The organism is Bacteroides sp. ET336, assembly GCF_024733815.1.
Lineage (GTDB): Bacteria > Bacteroidota > Bacteroidia > Bacteroidales > Bacteroidaceae > Phocaeicola > Phocaeicola cellulolyticus.
This window is the reverse complement of record NZ_JANRHK010000001.1, coordinates 324259-343264: the sequence shown is the minus strand read 5'-3', so window position 1 is coordinate 343264 and position 19006 is coordinate 324259. Positions and strand designations below refer to the sequence as shown.

Annotated in this window: 18 protein-coding genes and 1 tRNA gene; 4 read left to right on the top strand and 15 right to left on the bottom strand. The window is 38.7% G+C overall.

The annotated features are described in order from the left end of the window. Positions 1-4: 4 nt before the first annotated feature. From NW213_RS01540 to NW213_RS01520, 5 genes are all read right to left on the bottom strand, one after another. Positions 5-220: a hypothetical protein gene (locus NW213_RS01540; protein ID WP_258321588.1), complete on the bottom strand. Its 216-nt coding sequence runs from the start codon at positions 218-220 to the stop codon at positions 5-7. After that, positions 199-375, bottom strand: coding sequence for a hypothetical protein (locus NW213_RS01535; RefSeq protein ID WP_258321587.1), 177 nt, complete (start codon positions 373-375; stop codon positions 199-201). Before NW213_RS01535 ends, NW213_RS01540 begins: the two co-directional genes overlap by 22 nt. 17 nt (positions 376-392) lie before the next feature. Further along, a tRNA-OTHER gene (locus tag NW213_RS01530) sits at positions 393-491 on the bottom strand. Between the two features lie 277 nt (positions 492-768). Then, positions 769-1008: a hypothetical protein gene (locus NW213_RS01525; RefSeq protein WP_235329162.1), complete on the bottom strand. Its 240-nt coding sequence runs from the start codon at positions 1006-1008 to the stop codon at positions 769-771. 42 nt (positions 1009-1050) lie between these two features. Beyond that, entirely contained in the window at positions 1051-1302 is a 252-nt protein-coding gene (locus NW213_RS01520; protein ID WP_258321586.1) for a hypothetical protein, read from the bottom strand. A gap of 141 nt (positions 1303-1443) precedes the next feature. Between NW213_RS01520 and NW213_RS01515 the strand changes: the two genes are divergently transcribed. The 3 genes from NW213_RS01515 to NW213_RS01505 are packed head-to-tail and all read left to right on the top strand — an operon-like array spanning position 1444 to position 3514. Continuing rightward, positions 1444-1803 (top strand): XRE family transcriptional regulator, encoded by a 360-nt coding sequence (locus NW213_RS01515; RefSeq protein WP_258321585.1) that lies wholly within the window; start codon positions 1444-1446, stop codon positions 1801-1803. A gap of 1 nt (position 1804) precedes the next feature. Then, a complete protein-coding gene (locus NW213_RS01510; RefSeq protein WP_258321584.1) occupies positions 1805-3067 on the top strand; it encodes an HNH endonuclease in 1263 nt (420 codons plus the stop codon). An 18-nt stretch (positions 3068-3085) separates the two neighbouring features. Next, positions 3086-3514 (top strand): hypothetical protein, encoded by a 429-nt coding sequence (locus NW213_RS01505; protein WP_258321583.1) that lies wholly within the window; start codon positions 3086-3088, stop codon positions 3512-3514. 206 nt (positions 3515-3720) lie between these two features. Here the strand turns inward: NW213_RS01505 and NW213_RS01500 are convergent, their stop codons facing one another. The 5 genes from NW213_RS01500 to NW213_RS01480 all read right to left on the bottom strand — a co-directional run bounded on the left by NW213_RS01500 (position 3721) and on the right by NW213_RS01480 (position 12282). Continuing rightward, positions 3721-8571, bottom strand: coding sequence for a RecQ family ATP-dependent DNA helicase (locus NW213_RS01500; RefSeq protein WP_375338093.1), 4851 nt, complete (start codon positions 8569-8571; stop codon positions 3721-3723). Between the two features lie 70 nt (positions 8572-8641). Beyond that, positions 8642-9313 carry a GIY-YIG nuclease family protein gene (locus NW213_RS01495; protein WP_258321581.1) on the bottom strand — a complete coding sequence of 224 codons (672 nt, stop codon included), beginning with the start codon at positions 9311-9313 and terminating at the stop codon, positions 8642-8644. A gap of 245 nt (positions 9314-9558) precedes the next feature. Beyond that, complete coding sequence (locus NW213_RS01490; protein ID WP_258321580.1) at positions 9559-10020, bottom strand: C-GCAxxG-C-C family protein; 462 nt, start codon at positions 10018-10020, stop codon at positions 9559-9561. Positions 10021-10024: 4 nt separating this feature from the next. After that, complete coding sequence (locus tag NW213_RS01485) at positions 10025-10984, bottom strand: D-2-hydroxyacid dehydrogenase (protein ID WP_258321579.1); 960 nt, start codon at positions 10982-10984, stop codon at positions 10025-10027. 23 nt (positions 10985-11007) lie between these two features. Next, positions 11008-12282, bottom strand: a complete 1275-nt coding sequence (locus NW213_RS01480) for a replication-associated recombination protein A (protein ID WP_235340225.1) — start codon at positions 12280-12282, stop codon at positions 11008-11010. A gap of 538 nt (positions 12283-12820) precedes the next feature. Between NW213_RS01480 and NW213_RS01475 the strand changes: the two genes are divergently transcribed. Further along, entirely contained in the window at positions 12821-14560 is a 1740-nt protein-coding gene (locus tag NW213_RS01475) for a glutamine--tRNA ligase/YqeY domain fusion protein (protein WP_258321578.1), read from the top strand. A 92-nt stretch (positions 14561-14652) separates the two neighbouring features. Here the strand turns inward: NW213_RS01475 and NW213_RS01470 are convergent, their stop codons facing one another. From NW213_RS01470 to NW213_RS01450, 5 genes are all read right to left on the bottom strand, one after another. Next, positions 14653-15669: a DUF418 domain-containing protein gene (locus NW213_RS01470; RefSeq protein WP_258321577.1), complete on the bottom strand. Its 1017-nt coding sequence runs from the start codon at positions 15667-15669 to the stop codon at positions 14653-14655. 255 nt (positions 15670-15924) lie between these two features. After that, a complete protein-coding gene (gene secG / locus NW213_RS01465) occupies positions 15925-16287 on the bottom strand; it encodes a preprotein translocase subunit SecG (RefSeq protein WP_154043589.1) in 363 nt (120 codons plus the stop codon). A 6-nt stretch (positions 16288-16293) separates the two neighbouring features. Continuing rightward, complete coding sequence (locus NW213_RS01460; RefSeq protein WP_258321576.1) at positions 16294-17130, bottom strand: tetratricopeptide repeat protein; 837 nt, start codon at positions 17128-17130, stop codon at positions 16294-16296. A 12-nt stretch (positions 17131-17142) separates the two neighbouring features. Beyond that, positions 17143-17673, bottom strand: coding sequence for an LptE family protein (lptE, locus tag NW213_RS01455; protein ID WP_235340688.1), 531 nt, complete (start codon positions 17671-17673; stop codon positions 17143-17145). Further along, positions 17660-19006 (bottom strand): sigma-54-dependent Fis family transcriptional regulator, encoded by a 1347-nt coding sequence (locus NW213_RS01450; RefSeq protein WP_258321575.1) that lies wholly within the window; start codon positions 19004-19006, stop codon positions 17660-17662. Before NW213_RS01450 ends, lptE begins: the two co-directional genes overlap by 14 nt.

Genomic DNA, 19006 nt, shown 5'->3' with positions numbered 1-19006 from the left:
ATCATCAACTTATACGTTTAACTGTTATTGTTCCGGCATCACGGTCTGTCTTGCAAGTCCAGTTCATGCCGGATGCCCTTTCCTGATCCAGCCTTGAAGTAAGGGTATTCATTATAGTTACCCTTTGCAGGATGCAGAAAACTTCTTCAGCACCGACCTTCATAGCACGCAATGTCGAAACTATAGGTCTTTTCTCCATCAATTTAGTTTTTCCTTCCATACCTTTATACAACCATATACCGATGCAATTACCATAATTACACAGGAGCCTATCCATATACCCTGCACCGGACTAGGTGTTGTGATTGCCCCATACAACATGCCGACGGCACAAATAGCCACCATCAGCATCATTACACTATTGAATATCTTCATGATTTATAAATTTAGAGTTCCGATGGGCGGAGTCGAACCGCCACCCTGCAGAAGTAATTGTAATCCTAAATCAAAGCCCTCAGTTTACTGCTGCTCTACCATTAAGCTACACCGGAATGTTCCCTCCGAGATTTTGTAATCATGGAATTTTCTCGGAGGGACGCTTCAACCAAAAATTAAGAACTATGAAAAATTTATTGTAGTATCTCTTTTTTGTATCATAAAGCCTGCTCATGCAGACCGAATTGTCGTAAATTCTATACTCTGTCGGACCGCCCGTTATCCACGGTGAATTACTATACCAGTTTGGTACGTCCGTCAGCCTAAAGATGTCAAGGAACTCTTCTCATTAGTCCCCGGATAGGCTGTCAAGCCACACCGGGTTGTGATTTGTCAATCACCGAAAATGGACTTTTTCAAATCCTCTTTGGTCGCAAATAGCTTGTTTTCCGCATAAGCCTTGTAAGCGTCCGAAGCGTAAGGAGAATCAGTAACCAGGTAGTAACTTACAGACTGATGGTCTTTAGCAACATTAATTGATGCAGAACTGATTTCTTTCTCAACAGCTTTCTGATTCTCGTCGAGCATCCAGACTTTCTGGCCTAACTCGAATTTTGGGTTTCTTACTTCCATAATGTTTTGTTTTTGGTTTTTGACTTTTAGTGAGGTTTATTATTACGCAAATTTGTATCTCAAATAATCGGCTTCATTTGCAAAGCCAGGATCGATAAAACTGAAATCATCATTGTTTTCAATGTGACTTTCAGCTATCCTAAGTTCATCTTCAAGAAAACTTATGAAATCTTCTTTGCTATCATCTGTATTGAAGTAAGATTGCATCTCTTCTTCTGTCATAGATTTAGCAAGTTCAATGTCGTTGGTAAGTGTAACAACTTCATTTTTATAAGAATATTCACCAGTTTCCATATTGATTTTCAATTTTAAATTATTATATTTGTATGTGTGATTGATTGTATTGCAAAGATAATCCATTTTTGGATTATTGCAAAGGATAATGATATAATTATTATCCATTTATGGATTATTTAACATTTATATAGAGTTTATATGGTTGATAGAATCAAAGAATTAATAGCCTATACTGGATTATCCGATAGAGCGTTTGCAATAAAATGTGGATTAAAACAAAATACTTTCAGTAGGCAATTAAATGGATTGAATGAAGTAAGTACACAAACAGCGTTAAGCATACTTTCAACTTATCCTGAAATTTCCGCTGAATGGTTATTACGTGGCAAGGGTGAAATGCTCCTGACATCTGAACAGCCAACAAGCGCTGAGGACAGGATGAACAAACTGATTGACACAATCACATTCCAGCAGGACACCATCAAAAACCTGCAGGCAAGAATCAAAGAACTGGAAGCGGAACTTATTATTAACAACAATCAAAGGAATATAGGATAAAATGGAAGAGAAATATAAAATAAACTCTGGGAATGATAACATAAAAATATATTATGTATCTCATGAATCTAATGCTGACTCACATTGTAAAATAATATGTCCCGAACGAAAAGAATGTCCATTTTACTTAAATGAATTAAGAAAGAATACAATTTCTACTGAATTTTCATTATATACAGTTTTCATTATAGTAGAAAACATAACTTCCCAAAACATTAATATCAAATACAAAAATTTCAAAGCCATTGATGAAGATGGATTTACTCACTCAGCCGTTGAACTTTGCGATAAATATTCATTCGACTATATTAGTGAAAATTATTCTATACCTGAATTTTCTAAAATAAAGATGGCTTTACTATTTTCAAATGTAGAGAGTGAAATAGTAAAAATCCATTATTCAGATTATGATAATAATTTGATTTTGGATTTAACTTCAAAAGCAAACAATGAAACACCGGAAATTGCTTATCAAAGAATTATCAAAGACCTTAATGAACAAATTGAATGCTTAAGAAATAATCTTAAAGAAGAAGAAAATAAATATGAAGATTTGAGAAAAAAATACTTTTCAAAAGAAAATCAAATACCAGAAGAGAACAAACCTTTATCACAAAGGATGAAAGAGTCAACATTGGTAAAATATAAAATCGTTGAAGATGATGATTATTGGCGTATTTTTTCTTTAGAAGAGTTTGATACATTATCATTTAATAGAGAATTTGACAAATCCAAAAGCAATCATAATTGGGTCAATGTAAATGATCCTTTGATTACAATGAAAGTTGATAATACTATATGGGGGATGCACGCCCCAACCATAATCAAATCACCTGTTTCTGGTATTTTTGAATCTGATACAAACAAAATGATCAGATTTAACAATGAAATATGTAGAATAAGGAAATACCCACAAGATCAGAAAGAAGAAATAATAGAACAACTTGAAAGAGAAGAAATTAAACAGGCTGTTCTATTTAAAGAAAGAAAAAAAATGATAGAAAGAGAAACCTTGGATGAACTGATATCTGAGGGAAAAGTATTTAATGTTTATACAAAAAAAGATGGTAATAGGACGACAATACCATTAGACATTGCCAATGCTGTATGGAATAGAGATGGAGGTAAATGTTGTATTTGCGGAAGCAAAGAAGACCTTGAATTTGACCATATCATTCCTTTATCTAAGGGAGGAGCAACCTCATTTAGAAATTTACAATTACTATGTAGAAAATGTAATAATATAAAATCTGACAATATTTAATAACCCTATCAAAAAAATATGAGAAAACTATTATTTACAATCGCATTACTGTTTGCAACACTTAGTATCAATGCAGAAAATTTCATCTACTGTGAACTTGTAGGAACTGCAAAGTTTATGAGCAATAAGGTTAGAGTTCAAGTTGACTATGGTCAGGAATCATCCTTTTGGAAAGGCATATCATATATGAAAGATGAAAACGGTGATAAAATAGAATTCAACTCTATGGTAGATGCAATGAACTACTTTGGCAAACAAGGATGGGAATTTGTTCAGGCATATACAGTCACAATGAATAATCAGAATGTTTATCACTGGCTGATGAAAAAATCTGTAACAGATGAAGAGATGAACAACGTCGTTAATTCAAACAATTCAACAAGTAAAGAGCCGAGCAATAGTGACAACAGAGAAATGCCAGAAGCTCTAAAAAAATACATGCAATAAAATTAAAAAATACAATTCATTCCACTTTCATTCCAGTTGAGTATTTTTCAACACTTGTAACATACTGATTTACAGACAGGAGTATCACATTTCAAAAGCTATGTCTAGTTTAGTTTTTGTGTTGTGATACTCCTGACAATAGCGATTGGCGGGAGTATCTTTTTTATATAATATCTTCTACCGGTAATATCCATCGTATTTATATACTACATTGACAAAAACAAATCAGCCAAAAGTACTGCTGTCTCCGCTTCCTCTTTTGGAGCATCTTTAGCTTTCCATGCAACGACGAAACGTACAGAAGCCGACTTCACACTGTATCCTTTTTCGTTCAGTTCCAGAAGTCGGGACTGCATCTTCTGTGATAGCTTGGCTACAGGCTTTTCTTCTTTTGTCTCATATAGATAATAGTCCTTGTACAAGAGCTGATCACCGGCTCTCAACATAAGGATATCATGTTTCAAATCTTTGAAATAATCAAGATATACATCCCTATGGGACAGTTGCAGGACTATCTCTTCCGGCATTGGATATTGATTGGCATCACAGTGATATACAGCACCATCGAGTCCATTGAAACATCCGCCGGTAGTATGAATGAACAAACGGTTTTTCGCACGGGTTATACCTACATAATATCTGCGCATCAGATGATCATCCTTACAATATCCGTCGGAGACGAGCATATAGACATCGTCAAACTCCCTGCCTTTTGCCTTATGAATTGTAGATACCACTACATCAGCACCGGTCATATCACAAAAATCTTCTACGGATGACTCAAAAACAAACTCCTTGAAATCGCTAAAATACTTCACCTTGTTTGTTTCCTCAAAAAGTTCAAGACACCGCTTGAGATAGAGCAAACTTTGACTGCTTTCGTACAAAGAATAAGTTGCATGCTTTGCAGCCTGCCACAGCTCGTCAGTTATGAGAGGTGTTTTTACATTTTTACCTATATATTTGAGAAAGTATCTCACCTCAGCCATATTCCAGAATGAAAAGCCATCCATAGACTGTATCAACTTTCCGTTTACACCATACCTTCTTAAGAGTGCTGTCACAATAACAGCTTCATCATTGGTCTGGGTAAGTACACAGGCTGTACCACATGAATGTGTACGGATCAAATGATCTACAAGAGGCTGATACATAAAGGCTGATTTATGAAGAGTCACACTAACCATACCTTCCTCTTCCCTTTTTGAAATAATAGGCATAGTCTTTATCCTCCTGCCAATACTCTTCACAAAACTGTTTGCAAATTCAACAGGACGTCTCGCACTACGATAGTTTTCAGTCATTTCGACAAAAACAGCTCCCGGCTCATCTTTCAGACGATACATATATCCGGAGTCTGAGCCACGGAACTCATATATATTCTGGTCATCATCGCCCACTGCTATTACACGCATTTCTTCATTGTTGGACATAAGAGCCTTGACAAGGGAATATTCCTCCGAACTCATGTCCTGCGCCTCGTCTATCACCAATACGGTCTTACTTATTCTGTTTGGTTCTACCTCACCGTTATTTATCATTTCGGCAGCCCGTTCCACAACATCTTTGGCATCATCAAGATTTCCTATCCTGCCCAAAAGGTCGAAACAATAAGAATGGAATGTTTTTATTTCAACAAAGTGGGCCGCATTACCTATCAATTCCATCAATCGCTGCTTGAATTCAGTAGCTGCAGCTCTTGAGAAAGTCAACATAAGGAGTTGTTCGTGCTTGACATCTTCCATCAGAAGAAGTGATGCCAATTTATGTACAAGTAAACGAGTTTTTCCACTTCCAGGACCGGCTGCAACTACTATACAGCGCGACTCCTTGTCGGAAATGATTTCCATCTGTTTTTCCGACAAACAACCGAACAGCTGTTTATATTTCTCCGGAGTAACATTTCGCTGTATTTCACTTAATCTTTCTCCCTTGAAATATTTTGAGACAAACTTCTTGTAGTCCATCTGGAAATAATCCTGTACATACTGCAATGCCGCATTATAATCCTTTACCATCAGATTGGCATACTCGCCCACTATATGTACTTGCTGTATTTTCTGTCTGTAGAACTCGTTCAGCATGCGATAGTCATCGACCTTATAACGTGACTTGTTGTCCTTTATGCGCTTTATGTCCATTGCATTATAAAGAACCAGAAATCCGCCTTCCAATTTCAGAGCTCCTATCTTTGAAAGATACAAAAGCGCTTCCTCTACATCTTCCAACTGAAGCTCATCAATTCCTCCGAACAACAATTGTGAAGTGGACTTTATTTGATTAAGAAGTTCTACGACTGAAAACTGTACCGCATTGTCAGATTTTTTGTTTTTTTCGGCTTCGGCAGCCAATTTATACAACCATTCTATTGCAAAGCGCCCGATAACAAGACGTTTTTCAAAACGACGTATTGTAGTATCCATGTCAGCCAGCCGGTGTATCTCCATGTTATGAGCCACATCTTCTTTCTTACGTGTATATCCCTTTACGGTAAGAAAATATAACAATGTACGTATATCTTTTTCTTTCGAAGTGGAAATACCTTCGTTTACGGCATCATCGTTAAGTTGCTTGCATGATATTCGCAAAGCATCATCGGGTATATGTGTCAGTATGTATTGCTCCAATCTGGCAAAACGTTCCAACAAAATTCGTGACTTACGTTCTGAGTCACCGACATCAAGAAGATAAGCAGATATATCTTTACTGTCGGCCAATATACCCTCCTGACGCATTCTCTCTACAACAGAAACCACTTCACCCTTACTCATTCCTAGGATATCGGCCAGATAGTCCACCCTCGACTCTGCCTCTGAATCCTGAGCTTTAGATATATGTTTCTGCGAAATAAGGGACTTTATTATTCTCACAGCGTTCTCTATTTCATCTCTTCCGAAAAGAAAAGATGAAGACAGACGAACCCTTGCTTCTTCCATATTCTTTACAGTGATACCTGTGGCATATACATGAGGAACATTGTTTCCACGCTCAATATAACCACTTTGCTCCAATGCAGACAAAGCTGTCCTGACACGCGTCTCAATATCCGCCACCGAATCATCCCAGCCTGCCTTGCGTGCTATCTCCAAAGCCGAACAGTTGACTCTCATACGCTGTTTGGTAAAATCCTTTACCGCTTTCCATACCTGCTGTATTTCACTGATACTTAACTTTGTCTGATTTAGAAGCATAAAATGCTTATCAAGGTCATTATCACTATAAAGTACATAACAACGGGCACTCAATTGCGGATCACGACCAGCCCTTCCGGCTTCCTGAACATAATTTTCAAGCGAATCGGAGATATCGTAATGAACGACCAGACCAACATCTTTCTTATCAACCCCCATTCCGAAAGCAGATGTAGCAACTATAATACGTACCTGATCGTTCATGAAGGCATCCTGATTGGCAATCTTTTCGTCCGAATCCATCTTGCCATTAAAAGGTAAGGCCTTATAACCGTCGCGCGTCAGCCTGGCAGCAATATCCTTCGTACGTCTGGTTCGAGAGACATATATAATTGTAGGACAATCTGTTTCCGACACAAGACTCCTTAGTCTCAGATATTTTTCATCATCAGTTTCGGCATATATTACAGAATATCTCAGATTGGTTCTGGAAGCAGATGAAGCAAAGAGTTCCAAATCTAGGTCTAAAGTATTCTTGAAATAATCGCAGATATCCTGTACCACTTTCTGTTTGGCAGTAGCTGTGAAACATGACACCGGTATATGTGTATCTAAACCTTTCTTCTTCTGATATTCGCTTATGAATTTTCCTATATACAGATAATCAACCCTGAAATCCTGCCCCCACGAAGAAAAACAGTGAGCTTCGTCAATCACAAATCTTACGACATGGCGAGCCATAAGTATCTTCTCAATAGTCTTCGAACGTAACATTTCTGGTGAAATATACAACAAAGAGGCCTCTCCATTCTGTACTCTCTCTATTGATAACGAACGAGTTATCGGGTCAAGCAATCCGTTGATGGTAACCGCATCAGTTATCCCTCTGTCCGCAAGATTATCCACCTGATCTTTCATTAACGACTGTAAAGGAGAAATCACCACTGTCAATCCATGAACGGTACGGCCTTCCATCAGTGCCGGCAACTGGAATGTAAGAGATTTTCCTCCGCCTGTAGGGAATATTGCCAACAATGATTTTCCATCTACTGCAGCCCTTGCAGCTCTCTCCTGAAGTGGTTCACCTTCGTATGTACGGAAACTGTCATATCCGAAGAATGTTTTAAGATTTTGAATAACATCGAGTTGGGAATTACAATAATTACAGCCACAGCTGCATCTCGTATTGCGAAGAAGCTTTACAACATATTCCACATCAGGAAAGTTTTTCAATACCCATCCTGGGGTTATGGAACGATGGTCAGTAGTGTCTATAAGTGCAAGAGCATATGCAAGTTCACACGGATGCAAATCTACAAGCATTGCAATATCAGCATTGCCACATATTTTATTATCATAGAACCTATGTATCAAATACGGCAATTCACTTTTTTCAACATTGACTGCACCCACAAGACTCAAGAAACCATCAAAGTCTTCCTTACCTTTCAACAGAGATGCTAAAATCGTTTGCTTTTCATGTGGTAATGATTTCCATTGTGATATTTCATCAAAAAGCAAATCCCTTGCCTTTTCACAGTCGTTTACCGGATTGTTCAACTGGTCAGCAAGCAGTTTATCATCTTTTACAAGTCTGTGATAAGGACGTTCCGGAAACATCAAAGGGGATATATATAACGTATCGACCAACAACTGACGGATTGGTCTATCCTTGAACAGATACCTGGCATCATGATGAATTATATTATGTCCGCAAACATAATCAATATCAGTAATAAAATCCAACAATTCATCTATTGATACTTTATGAAAAGTCTGCCCGTCATATCGAATAGCACCAATGTCATGTATTGCATGATCCTTCACTCCCACTTCTACATCTACAAATGCATAACTTGAAGAGTCATACGATATACGATCGCTACTATCAATATTCTTATTATAGTCAGTATTTCTAAATCCCATTAATCTGCTCCAGATTGACATATACCTGATTTATAATTCATTATTGAAGACCAACATTACTAACAGCATGTCAAACACCCTTTTCATTTCTCAACTCAGACAATGTTTTTCCTCCGAAACTGAAATATTTCGGTCCCTGATATGCTCCAGAAGTGTTTTGTTTCTCCTCCGGCAAAAAGTTTGCGGTAAATGCAGAAAGACTGTAAAGACGATCTTCATATTCTATTTTATCGTCACTGGCAACTCTGACTGATATACCAAGCGGATCAAAAACCACGTAATCGCCCACATTCAATCCTATCATATGAAACTTAAATGCAGGTTTCTGAGCTTTCCGTTGTTTTTCTTTAGTCTCAGCCTGAATCATCTTATCTTCATCTTTACTGTTGCTCACAACAGGTTTCCCATCAACATAAACTGACAATTCGGCATCATCCAGAAGATCGGCTATATCACGCATTATATCCAATGCTACAGACGGTGGTATATTGAAAAATTCACGGTTTTGCCTGATACGCAAATCTGTCAAACGATCAATCTGCTTATGAATCTGTTTCTCTACTTTTGAATATTTTACAGTTTTCAGTGTTGCATATATTTCAAAAGGTAATGGTACCGCTGTATTATCAAGTTCCTTGCTTCGTACATCTACAGGACGTGAACTCTTACCTATCTTTACCCAATCCTCTCTAAAACTCGGATTGGTCAATATATATACGTATCCAGGCTCGTTGTTTTCCATTATATTATCTTATATTTTATTGGTAATGATATTATGATATCACTGATTATTGCAAATGTAATTAATTATTGCTTAAAAAGACTATTCTCTACGAAAAATAAACAAGGACAAAGTGTAAAATACTCATTATTTAATATATATACCAATGAACTATTTAAAATAAAAAAGTTCTCCGTTAAATCTTAATTTATAAAGATATAACGGAAAACATAAATCTGAAGTCATGCCTATAACTTTGCAAAGCACTATTCTTCTCTATAAATATAATCAGCCCATATACGCGCCGCAGTTTCAACCATCTTTGCACATGGACGCTTTGCATAATATGCGCTGGTACGAGCTTCAGGAGTAGATACTATAGGTTCTTTTTTTGACAATCCCAACAAATCAGAGCAACGTAAGGATCCGGTCTCTTCCTTGAACTTTGCAGCAAGTTCCTGAACCAGGGCGTATGTGGCAGCCTTACTTTCACGATCGGAACCTTTTGTTGCTCCTTTCTCAAGACCTGCCAGCATGAACAGTCCACAGGCCGCTCCACAAGTTTCACGCATACGGCCTATTCCACCGCCAAATGCCGATGCCATTTTTAATGCCTGCTCCTCTGTAAAGCCATACATATCAGCAAAGGCAGCTACTACAGACTGCGAGCAGTTATATCCTTCCTTAAATAGCGAAACAGCCTTTTCTATTCTTTCTTCTTTAGTCATATTCCTATCTGGCTACATTATTAATTATATTTCCTTCGATAAAACTCTTAAGATTTTTCACGGCCAGATCCATAAGTCTTACTCGTGCCTCGTATGTAGCCCAGGCGATATGAGGAGTGATGAAACAATTCTCCAATCCCAACAACGGATTATCTTCACGCGGTGGTTCGTTTACCATTACATCAAGACCAGCTGCCTTGATACGACGTGCTTTCAGAGCCTCAGCCAGATCGTTTTCGTTTACCAATCCTCCACGACCTGTATTAATAAGTATGGCAGATTCCTTCATCAATGAAAGATGATAAGAATTCACAATTTCCGATGTTTCATTATTCAGAGGACAATGCAGGCTGACAATATCAGAGTTTCTGAATATATCGTCTATGGATTCTGCTTTTTCAATTCCTGCAGGCAACAAAGACTGTGGTTTGCTGGTATAAACAGTAACTTTCATACCAAATGCCAGAGCAATACGTGCAGTAGCCGAACCTGTATTACCGTATCCTACAATACCAATTTTTTTGCCACACAATTCCATAAGCGGACTATTGGTATATGAGAAATCGTTTTTCCTGCTCCATACACCCGAATGAGCTTCGTCGGCATAACGGCCTACACGATGTGTTATGTTAAGTATGTGCGCGAATACCATTTGTGCAACCGACTCTGTACTATATGCCGGGATATTGGTAACTACAATACCAAGTTCCTTTGCTGCTTTTATATCAACCACGTTATATCCTGTAGCAAGTACCCCTACGTATTTCAGTTTTGGTAAAGAATGTAATGCTGCAGAATCAACCACAGTCTTATTTGTTAAAATGGCATCCGCATCTGCTGCACGCTCCAGCAATTGATCAGCAGACGTTCTTTCATATACTTTCAGAGATCCTAATTTTTCAAGATTATCCCATGACAAATCACCCGGATTCATCGTAAATCCATCTAATACTACTATATTCATATCACTAAAAAATTATTGCATAATTAATCCTTAAATCTATCTCCCCAAAGCTGAGTCATTCTGTCCTTGAGTTTGGCTTCAGAAGGGTTGTCCTGAGAATGCCAGATACGCGTATCTTTCAAATCATCTGGTAAGAACTGTTGTTTTACAAAATTTCCCTTATAGGCATGTGCATATTTGTAATCCTTACCATAACCCAACTGCTTCATCAATTTAGTAGGAGCATTCCTCAGATGCAACGGTACAGGAAGGTTTCCTGTCTGACGTACCAGATCTATGGCGTAATTTATCCCTTCGTAAGCAGAGTTACTTTTCGGACTTGTAGCCAGATATACCGTAGCTTCAGCCAACGGAATACGACCTTCAGGCCAACCTATTTTCATTACGGCATCAAAGGCAGCATTAGCCAGCAACAATGCGTTTGGATTGGCCAGACCGATATCTTCGGAAGCAGATATCACAAGGCGTCTTGCTATGAAAGCCGGATCCTCTCCACCTTCCACCATTCGCGCAAGCCAATAGAGAGCACCATCCGGATCACTTCCGCGTATAGACTTGATGAATGCGGATATTATATCATAATGCATTTCACCTTCCTTATCGTAAGCAAGCGGATTCTGCTGAAGACGTTCCACTACTTTCTCGTCAGTAATCTCTACCGGAGTATCACTGTCTGCCTCTACTACAAGTTCCAATATGTTAAGCAACTTTCTTGCATCACCGCCTGAATATCTAAGCATGGCATCAGTTTCCTTGAACACCACTTTTCTCTCCTTCAATATAGTATCTTTCTCCACAGCCTTATGAAGAAGCTCCAGCAAGTCTTCCTTTTCCAACGATTTAAGGACATACAGCTGACACCTTGAAAGCAAAGGACGAATAACCTCAAAGGATGGATTTTCAGTAGTAGCACCAATAAGAGTAACTACTCCCCTTTCCACCGCTCCTAACAAAGAATCCTGCTGTGACTTGCTGAAACGATGTATTTCATCAATAAAAAGTATAGGACTCTGCTGCGAAAAGAAACGGTTGCTGCTTGCTTTTTCTATCACTTCGCGCACATCCTTCACTCCGGATGTAACGGCACTCAGTGTATAGAACGGCACCTCCATCCTGTTTGCGATAATCTGTGCAAGTGTAGTCTTTCCTACTCCCGGAGGTCCCCACAATATAAATGAGGATATCCGCCCTGAGTCAATCATTTTACGGAGTACTGCCCCTTGACCTACCAAATGCTTTTGACCTATGTAATCATCCAATGATTTTGGACGTAAACGTTCTGCTAACGGTTGAGACATATATATTTGATTTTTCTACAAAAATACATAATTAGGTTGAAAGATGACAGGTAACTGCATAAAAAAAGGCCCTTTTCACAAAGAGCCTTTTTCAAGTTTTCAATAGGTATTAGTTTTTTTTTCTTAAGGTAAAAAGATTGTTTTCAGGATAACGTCACAAAGATGGGGGGATTTTTTGGATTGACCAAATAAAAAAAGATGTCATAAAACATATTTTACATTTTTATTTCTTATTCAGTACTATCCAAGGGCTTCTTACCCCACTTTTGTATAGCGACAAAGATAAGAACATTTAACTATAATACCAAAGATTATTATGTTAATTTTAAGATTTATACATAATATTTCCATAAATCAGTATTAACCGTGTAAAACATTTTTACTTTACATAAAATATCATCATAATTACCGTGCCACAGTAAACTTTTTAAATCGAAATGATAAAATTTCTTTCATTACAGAAAATGAATAAGTCAATAAAACACATTATTATATAAAAAGAAATGATTATTTTTGCGCATTATTATAAATAAGGACTATGACTGAAATAAAAGCTACAGAAGGTTCAGAAAAGAAAAGTCTGAACTTCATCGAACAAATCGTAGAGAAAGACTTGAAAGAAGGAAAGAACGACGGCAGAATACAAACACGTTTTCCGCCTGAGCCAAACGGATATCTTCACATAGGACATGCCAAAGCTATATGCATGGACTTCGGAATAGCTAAGAAATACGGAGGCGTATGTAACCTTCGTTTCGATGACACAAATCCTACAAAGGAAGATGTGGAATATGTAGAAGCTATCAAAGAAGACATCCAGTGGTTGGGATTCCAGTGGGGTAACGAATATTATGCTTCGGACTACTTCCAACAATTATGGGACTTCGCCATCCAACTTATAAAAGAAGGCAAAGCATATATCGACGAACAATCATCTGAAGAAATAGCTGCACAAAAGGGTACTCCAACCCAACCGGGAACTAACAGTCCATACCGTGACCGTCCTATCGAGGAAAATCTTGGCCTGTTCATGAAAATGAATAGCGGCGAAATAGAAGAAGGAAAGATGGTTCTGCGTGCAAAAATTGACATGGCAAACCCTAACATGCACTTCCGCGATCCTATCATTTACCGTGTGGTTAAAACTCCTCACCATCGTACAGGAGACAAGTGGAAGGCATACCCGATGTATGACTTCGCTCACGGACAGAGTGACTACTTCGAAGGTGTGACTCACTCACTGTGTACACTGGAATTCGTTGTACATCGTCCGCTATACGACTTGTTTGTTGACTGGGTGAAGGAAGGCAAAGACCTTGATGACCACCGTCCACACCAGTATGAATTCAACAAGTTGAATCTGAGCTACACTCTTATGAGTAAGCGCAATCTTCTGACTTTGGTTAAGGAAGGTCTTGTAAACGGATGGGATGACCCACGTATGCCGACCATCTGCGGTTTCCGCCGTCGTGGTTACTCACCTGAGTCTATCAGAAACTTCGTTGATAAAATCGGATATACCACATACGATGCACTGAATGATTTCGCATTGCTTGAAAGTGCAGTACGCGAAGACTTGAATGCACGTTCTACACGTGTCTCAGCAGTTATCAACCCTGTAAAACTGATTATCACAAACTATCCTGAAGGCAAGGTAGAAGAGATGGAAGCCATCAACAATCCTGAAGATCCAAACTCAGGAACTCACACTATCGAATTCAGCCGCGAATTGTGGATGGAACGTGAAGACTTCATGGAAGATGCTCCTAAGAAATATTTCCGTATGACTCCGGGACAGGAAGTGAGACTTAAAAATGCTTACATCGTGAAATGTACAGGATGCAAGAAAGATGAAAACGGAAACATCACTGAGGTTTATGCAGAATATGATCCTAACACAAAGAGCGGAATGCCAGAAGCAAACCGTAAGGTAAAAGGTACACTGCACTGGGTAAGCTGCAACCACTGTCTGAAAGCTGAAGTTCGTCTGTACGACCGCTTGTGGAAGGTGGAAAATCCACGTGACGAAATGGCTGCCATCCGTGAGGCCAAGAACTGCTCACCTCTTGAAGCAATGAAGGAAATGATTAATCCTAACTCTCTGACAGTACTGAACGAATGTTATGTAGAGAAGTTCCTGGCAGATGCAAAACCATTGGATTATCTGCAGTTCCAGCGTATCGGTTATTTCAATGTAGATAAGGATTCTACTCCTGAACATCTGGTATTCAACAGAACAGTATCACTGAAAGATACTTGGAGCAAAATCAACAAGTAATAGTCAGTTGAGATAAAAATCAAAGAGTAATATCACCACCAAACAGGTAAATGATATTACTCTTTTTTTTATTTTATGCAATCTGCAATATTCTATTTTTCCTTACCGATCCACGTAAGTCGGTGCCATATAGTTTCCAGAGGTCCACGCTTGAAATTTCTAAACCACCAATGAGCAAACAGAACCTGAAGAGTCAAAAACACAAAACCTACAAGCAGGCTACATGTTGTTCCGCACACTTTATGCAATTCAAGTCCGTATCCGAAATATAGGAAGCTGCCGACTATAGACTGCGAAACATAATCCGTAAGACTCATCCTTCCATACGGAGCTAAAAGTTTCTGAACCTTTCCATCGCAAGTCCAATAAAGCAAAAGGAATGAAGCTACAATACACAGCATAAAGAAAAGGTTATACCACGAATTAAGAATAGTCTGCAACGACGAAAGCATAAACTTTATCTCTACCTGAGTATAGATAAACTCTTTCAGATAGTACATCAGTAAAGTTGCAGGCAAAGAAAGGCACAATACCTTAATCCAGAAAGTGCGTGATTTTTCAAGCTTCTCTTCCGACGATGCATCAAAATATCCCAGCCTTCCCAACAAAAGTCCTATCATAAACAAAGCGGCAGTCTGGAATACACGTCCGTAACACCACGCCCAGTTAAGACTAGCCAACTGTCCTGTGACGAGATTAACCTTAACCATCTCGCAAAACGATGTTCCGCCAAGCTGCGGATAAACATCACCTAGTGAGAAAATCATCTGTTCCGGATTTTCCATAGGATTAAATGCAGAATATACCACTTTAATCCATTCCACCGGTTGAAGCATAAGGAATAGCGCCATTGCAAAAAGAACCTTATTATTCCAGTGTCTTACCGGGACCAGAACAAAACCAACAATAGCATAAAGCACTAGAATTTCTCCCGGAAAGAAAGCGGCATTAATAAATCCGAAGCCAAGAAGGAGCAAAAGTCGCCACATGTATCTGTTTCTGAAATCCTCCCCTCTTTTCTCCGTACTTCTACTTTGCAGATAAAAAGTAAATCCGAACAATAATGCAAAAATAGCATACGTCTTACCGGCAAAAGTGAAGAACATCATATCCCACAAACTCGTGTCAAGTGCCTTGATTGTTTCGCCAGAAGCTTCAGGAAACTAATAAAAATTAAAATGTTCGATATTATGCAGCAGCATTATCCCCATTACTGCAAATCCGCGCAATGCATCGATAGCAACATTACGTGTTTTTTCATTCTGTGTTTTCATCATATTATTAAACAAATAAAAAATGCCACCCACAAACTTTATAGGTTTATGAATGACATTATAATCTTAAATACTTGTACTCTGAAAATATTATTTTGCAGAATCACCTGTTGCAGGAGCAGCAGCCGCAGCATCAGTCTGAGGAGCAGCAAAACCGGCAGGTGCATTCAAAGGATTAGTACTCTGTTCTTCTACAGCCTGTTTCATGATTACTGAAGAGTTTTCAGCAGAATGAGGTATTACATAAGCAGCTGCAATACTTACAACTACCATGAAAGCAGCAAGTCCCCAAGTAAGTTTTTCAATGAAATCAGTTGTTTTACGCACACCCATAATCTGGTTAGAAGATGCGAAACTAGAAGCCAAGCCTCCACCCTTAGAATTCTGTATCATTACAACAAAGCATAGTAACAATGCTGCAAGTACAATCAATACAATAAATAATAAATACATTTTCTTTTATTTTGATTTAGCGTTAATAATCAATCTCTCAAGGAATCTCATTTGGTCTGCAAAGTAAGCATTTTTTTTTGGATATTTCAAATTTAATTTTTTAATAATTTCCAATGCTTTATCATATCTTTGCTGTTTAACATAAATTTTAGCCAATGTTTCCGTCAGATAATTATCGTCACCGGTTTCATCGGCAGCTTCAGCATTACCATCCATTGCATCATCCACTGGGCCTGCATTATTATCATCATCAATTACTACCAAGTCTTCATCACTGAATTCATCCTTTTCATTTCCATTACCGACAGCATCCGTCATATTATTACCCGGTGAAAGCATTCCTGATTCAGACTTTTCGATAAAATCATCTATCAAGGCCTGACCTTTTAACGGAAGGGCTGTATTGTCAACTTCCTTTCTGCCATTTTCTGCTGAATTCAGCAACAGCAACGACGAATAATCCATAACAGAATCTACAGGTATGGACAGTTCTGACGACAATCCTTTATCGTTAGGAATCTCCGAAAGGAAACGGTTTATCAAATCAAGTGTCCTGTCATTAGCCACTTGCTTTTCGGACTCTTTATACTCTGATTTTGGGAAAGAGAAACTATTTCCTTCTACGAAATAAAACAGCACGCTCAAATCTGCAACATATAATGCACCGCGTCTTAACTCATCTTTAAAAGAAGGATGTTTTATCAGATAAAGATTCTTAATATATAGCAGCCAGGCTGTCTGGAAATACGGATAACGCAATATTATGGAACGTAACTCTTCCAGAGTATCACTCCCCATCAAATCCGGATTATTTATCCACTCATCCAATCTTTGCATTTCCATAACCAAACGAAATTACCAGTTAGCAACTGTAGCATTGAATATCTGCTCCACTATCTCGTCAATCATCTGATTAACCAATTCTTCCTGAACGGCAGACAACTGCTGTGTGGAATTATATTCACGGCTTGCAGAGAACTGCTGTTCGAAATCTTCCGAATGATTAGTGTTGTTCACAAATCGAACATTTACAGTCATCTTAAGCTCAGCCATCGTAGAATAACCGTCCGAACCTACACCCTTATTGTATGCGTCATAGTTGGTTATCTCACCGGACAGCTGCAAGTCACCGTTCTGTCTCACTTGCTTGAGTCGGGTCTGCTGCATATATCTGTCCTGAAGCTCGGTATTGAACATAGATTCCATAGGGCCCCATACGAATGCGGCAGATCTGTTCGGGAAATTCTCGAACGATATAGTCTTTACCTTATCATAATTGATGGAAGATCCGTTAAATTTATAAGAAACAGTACATGCCGCAAGGAAACATAACGACAGTACCAATACAGATACGATATTAAATCTTGTTATTTTATTCAAGTCCATATTCTTTTATTTTTCTATACAATGTTCTTTCTGAAATCTTCAAGTCGTTGGCAGCATTCTTCCTCTTTCCGTTATGACGTTCCAGAGCCTTTTTTATCATCTCTTTTTCAACATCATCCAAAGAAAGATTTTCTTCCACATAAACCTCAGTGTCCTGATAATCCGAATCCGTATGTTTTACAGACACGTTAGAAACAGGAGTTATAGAAGAAACCTTATTTACCGGCTGAATCTGGCTCACTGGCTGTATCTGGCTCACCTGCTGATATTGCTGAACCTGCGGCATGACCATCGGCACATCGCTAATGACATCAAGTGTAGGATTCTGAAGGAAATGAGAAGCGTTGTCAACCGGATGAGACACATGATGACCTGCAGATTCACGTTCTGTCATTATCTCATGTACCAGCTTTTTAAGTTCAGTTACATCACGACGCATATCAAACAGCACCTGATAAAGAATTTCTCTCTCGCTTTCAAAACTCTTGTTTCCGGAATGTGCACCCTTACCTCCGACAAATGCCGGCAGCCTGGAACTGTTTCCCATATCAGGCAGATAAGTTGAAAGAATTTCAGGAGTAATATCCCTGTTGGTTTCTATGATAGAAATCTGTTCGGTAATATTTTTAAGCTGTCGGATGTTTCCCGGCCATGGATACTCCACAAGCATACGCTTAGCCTGTTCGTTAAGCTGTATGGAAGGCATACGGTATTTCTCTGCAAAGTCGGCTGCAAACTTCCTGAACAACAACGCTATATCATCAGGCCTCTCTCTCAAAGGCGGAACCTTAATGGGAACTGTATTCAATCGGTAATACAAATCCTCACGAAAGCGTCCTTCGGCTATGGCATCCGCAAAGTTTACGTTTGTAGCGGCAACAATTCTTACATCTGTCTTCTGAACCTTGGACGAACCTACCTTGATATATTCACCTGATTCAAGGACACGCAATAGTCTTGCCTGGGTTGACAATGGTAATTCTCCAACCTCATCCAGGAAGATTGTTCCACCGTTGGCCTCGGCGAAATAACCGTTTCTGTCGCTTATGGCACCGGTAAAGGCACCTTTCTCATGTCCGAAAAGTTCCGAGTCGATTGTACCTTCCGGAATTGCTCCACAGTTTACAGCAATATACGGTCCGTGTTTTCTGCGGCTGAACTGATGTATTATCTGCGGAAAACTCTCCTTACCAACTCCACTCTCACCTGTAACCAGTACCGACAAGTCCGTAGGCGCCACCTGCATAGCAATATCAATAGCCCTGTTAAGCCCCTCGGTATTACCTATAATACCAAAGCGTAACTTTATATTTTGAATATCCGACTTTACCAT

Bases quoted from the DNA above. Each gene is read 5' to 3' on its own strand.
- NW213_RS01540 (WP_258321588.1), bottom strand. From the start codon at position 220: ATGGAAGGAAAAACTAAATTGATGGAGAAAAGACCTATAGTTTCGACA.
- NW213_RS01535 (WP_258321587.1), bottom strand. From the start codon at position 375: ATGAAGATATTCAATAGTGTAATGATGCTGATGGTGGCTATTTGTGCC.
- NW213_RS01525 (WP_235329162.1), bottom strand. From the start codon at position 1,008: ATGGAAGTAAGAAACCCAAAATTCGAGTTAGGCCAGAAAGTCTGGATG.
- NW213_RS01520 (WP_258321586.1), bottom strand. From the start codon at position 1,302: ATGGAAACTGGTGAATATTCTTATAAAAATGAAGTTGTTACACTTACC.
- NW213_RS01515 (WP_258321585.1), top strand. From the start codon at position 1,444: ATGGTTGATAGAATCAAAGAATTAATAGCCTATACTGGATTATCCGAT.
- NW213_RS01510 (WP_258321584.1), top strand. From the start codon at position 1,805: ATGGAAGAGAAATATAAAATAAACTCTGGGAATGATAACATAAAAATA.
- NW213_RS01505 (WP_258321583.1), top strand. From the start codon at position 3,086: ATGAGAAAACTATTATTTACAATCGCATTACTGTTTGCAACACTTAGT.
- NW213_RS01500 (WP_375338093.1), bottom strand. From the start codon at position 8,571: ATGGGATTTAGAAATACTGACTATAATAAGAATATTGATAGTAGCGAT.
- NW213_RS01495 (WP_258321581.1), bottom strand. From the start codon at position 9,313: ATGGAAAACAACGAGCCTGGATACGTATATATATTGACCAATCCGAGT.
- NW213_RS01490 (WP_258321580.1), bottom strand. From the start codon at position 10,020: ATGACTAAAGAAGAAAGAATAGAAAAGGCTGTTTCGCTATTTAAGGAA.
- NW213_RS01485 (WP_258321579.1), bottom strand. From the start codon at position 10,984: ATGAATATAGTAGTATTAGATGGATTTACGATGAATCCGGGTGATTTG.
- NW213_RS01480 (WP_235340225.1), bottom strand. From the start codon at position 12,282: ATGTCTCAACCGTTAGCAGAACGTTTACGTCCAAAATCATTGGATGAT.
- NW213_RS01475 (WP_258321578.1), top strand. From the start codon at position 12,821: ATGACTGAAATAAAAGCTACAGAAGGTTCAGAAAAGAAAAGTCTGAAC.
- NW213_RS01470 (WP_258321577.1), bottom strand. From the start codon at position 15,669: ATGATGTTCTTCACTTTTGCCGGTAAGACGTATGCTATTTTTGCATTA.
- secG (WP_154043589.1), bottom strand. From the start codon at position 16,287: ATGTATTTATTATTTATTGTATTGATTGTACTTGCAGCATTGTTACTA.
- NW213_RS01460 (WP_258321576.1), bottom strand. From the start codon at position 17,130: ATGGAAATGCAAAGATTGGATGAGTGGATAAATAATCCGGATTTGATG.
- lptE (WP_235340688.1), bottom strand. From the start codon at position 17,673: ATGGACTTGAATAAAATAACAAGATTTAATATCGTATCTGTATTGGTA.
- NW213_RS01450 (WP_258321575.1), bottom strand. From the start codon at position 19,006: ATGGTAAAGTCGGATATTCAAAATATAAAGTTACGCTTTGGTATTATA.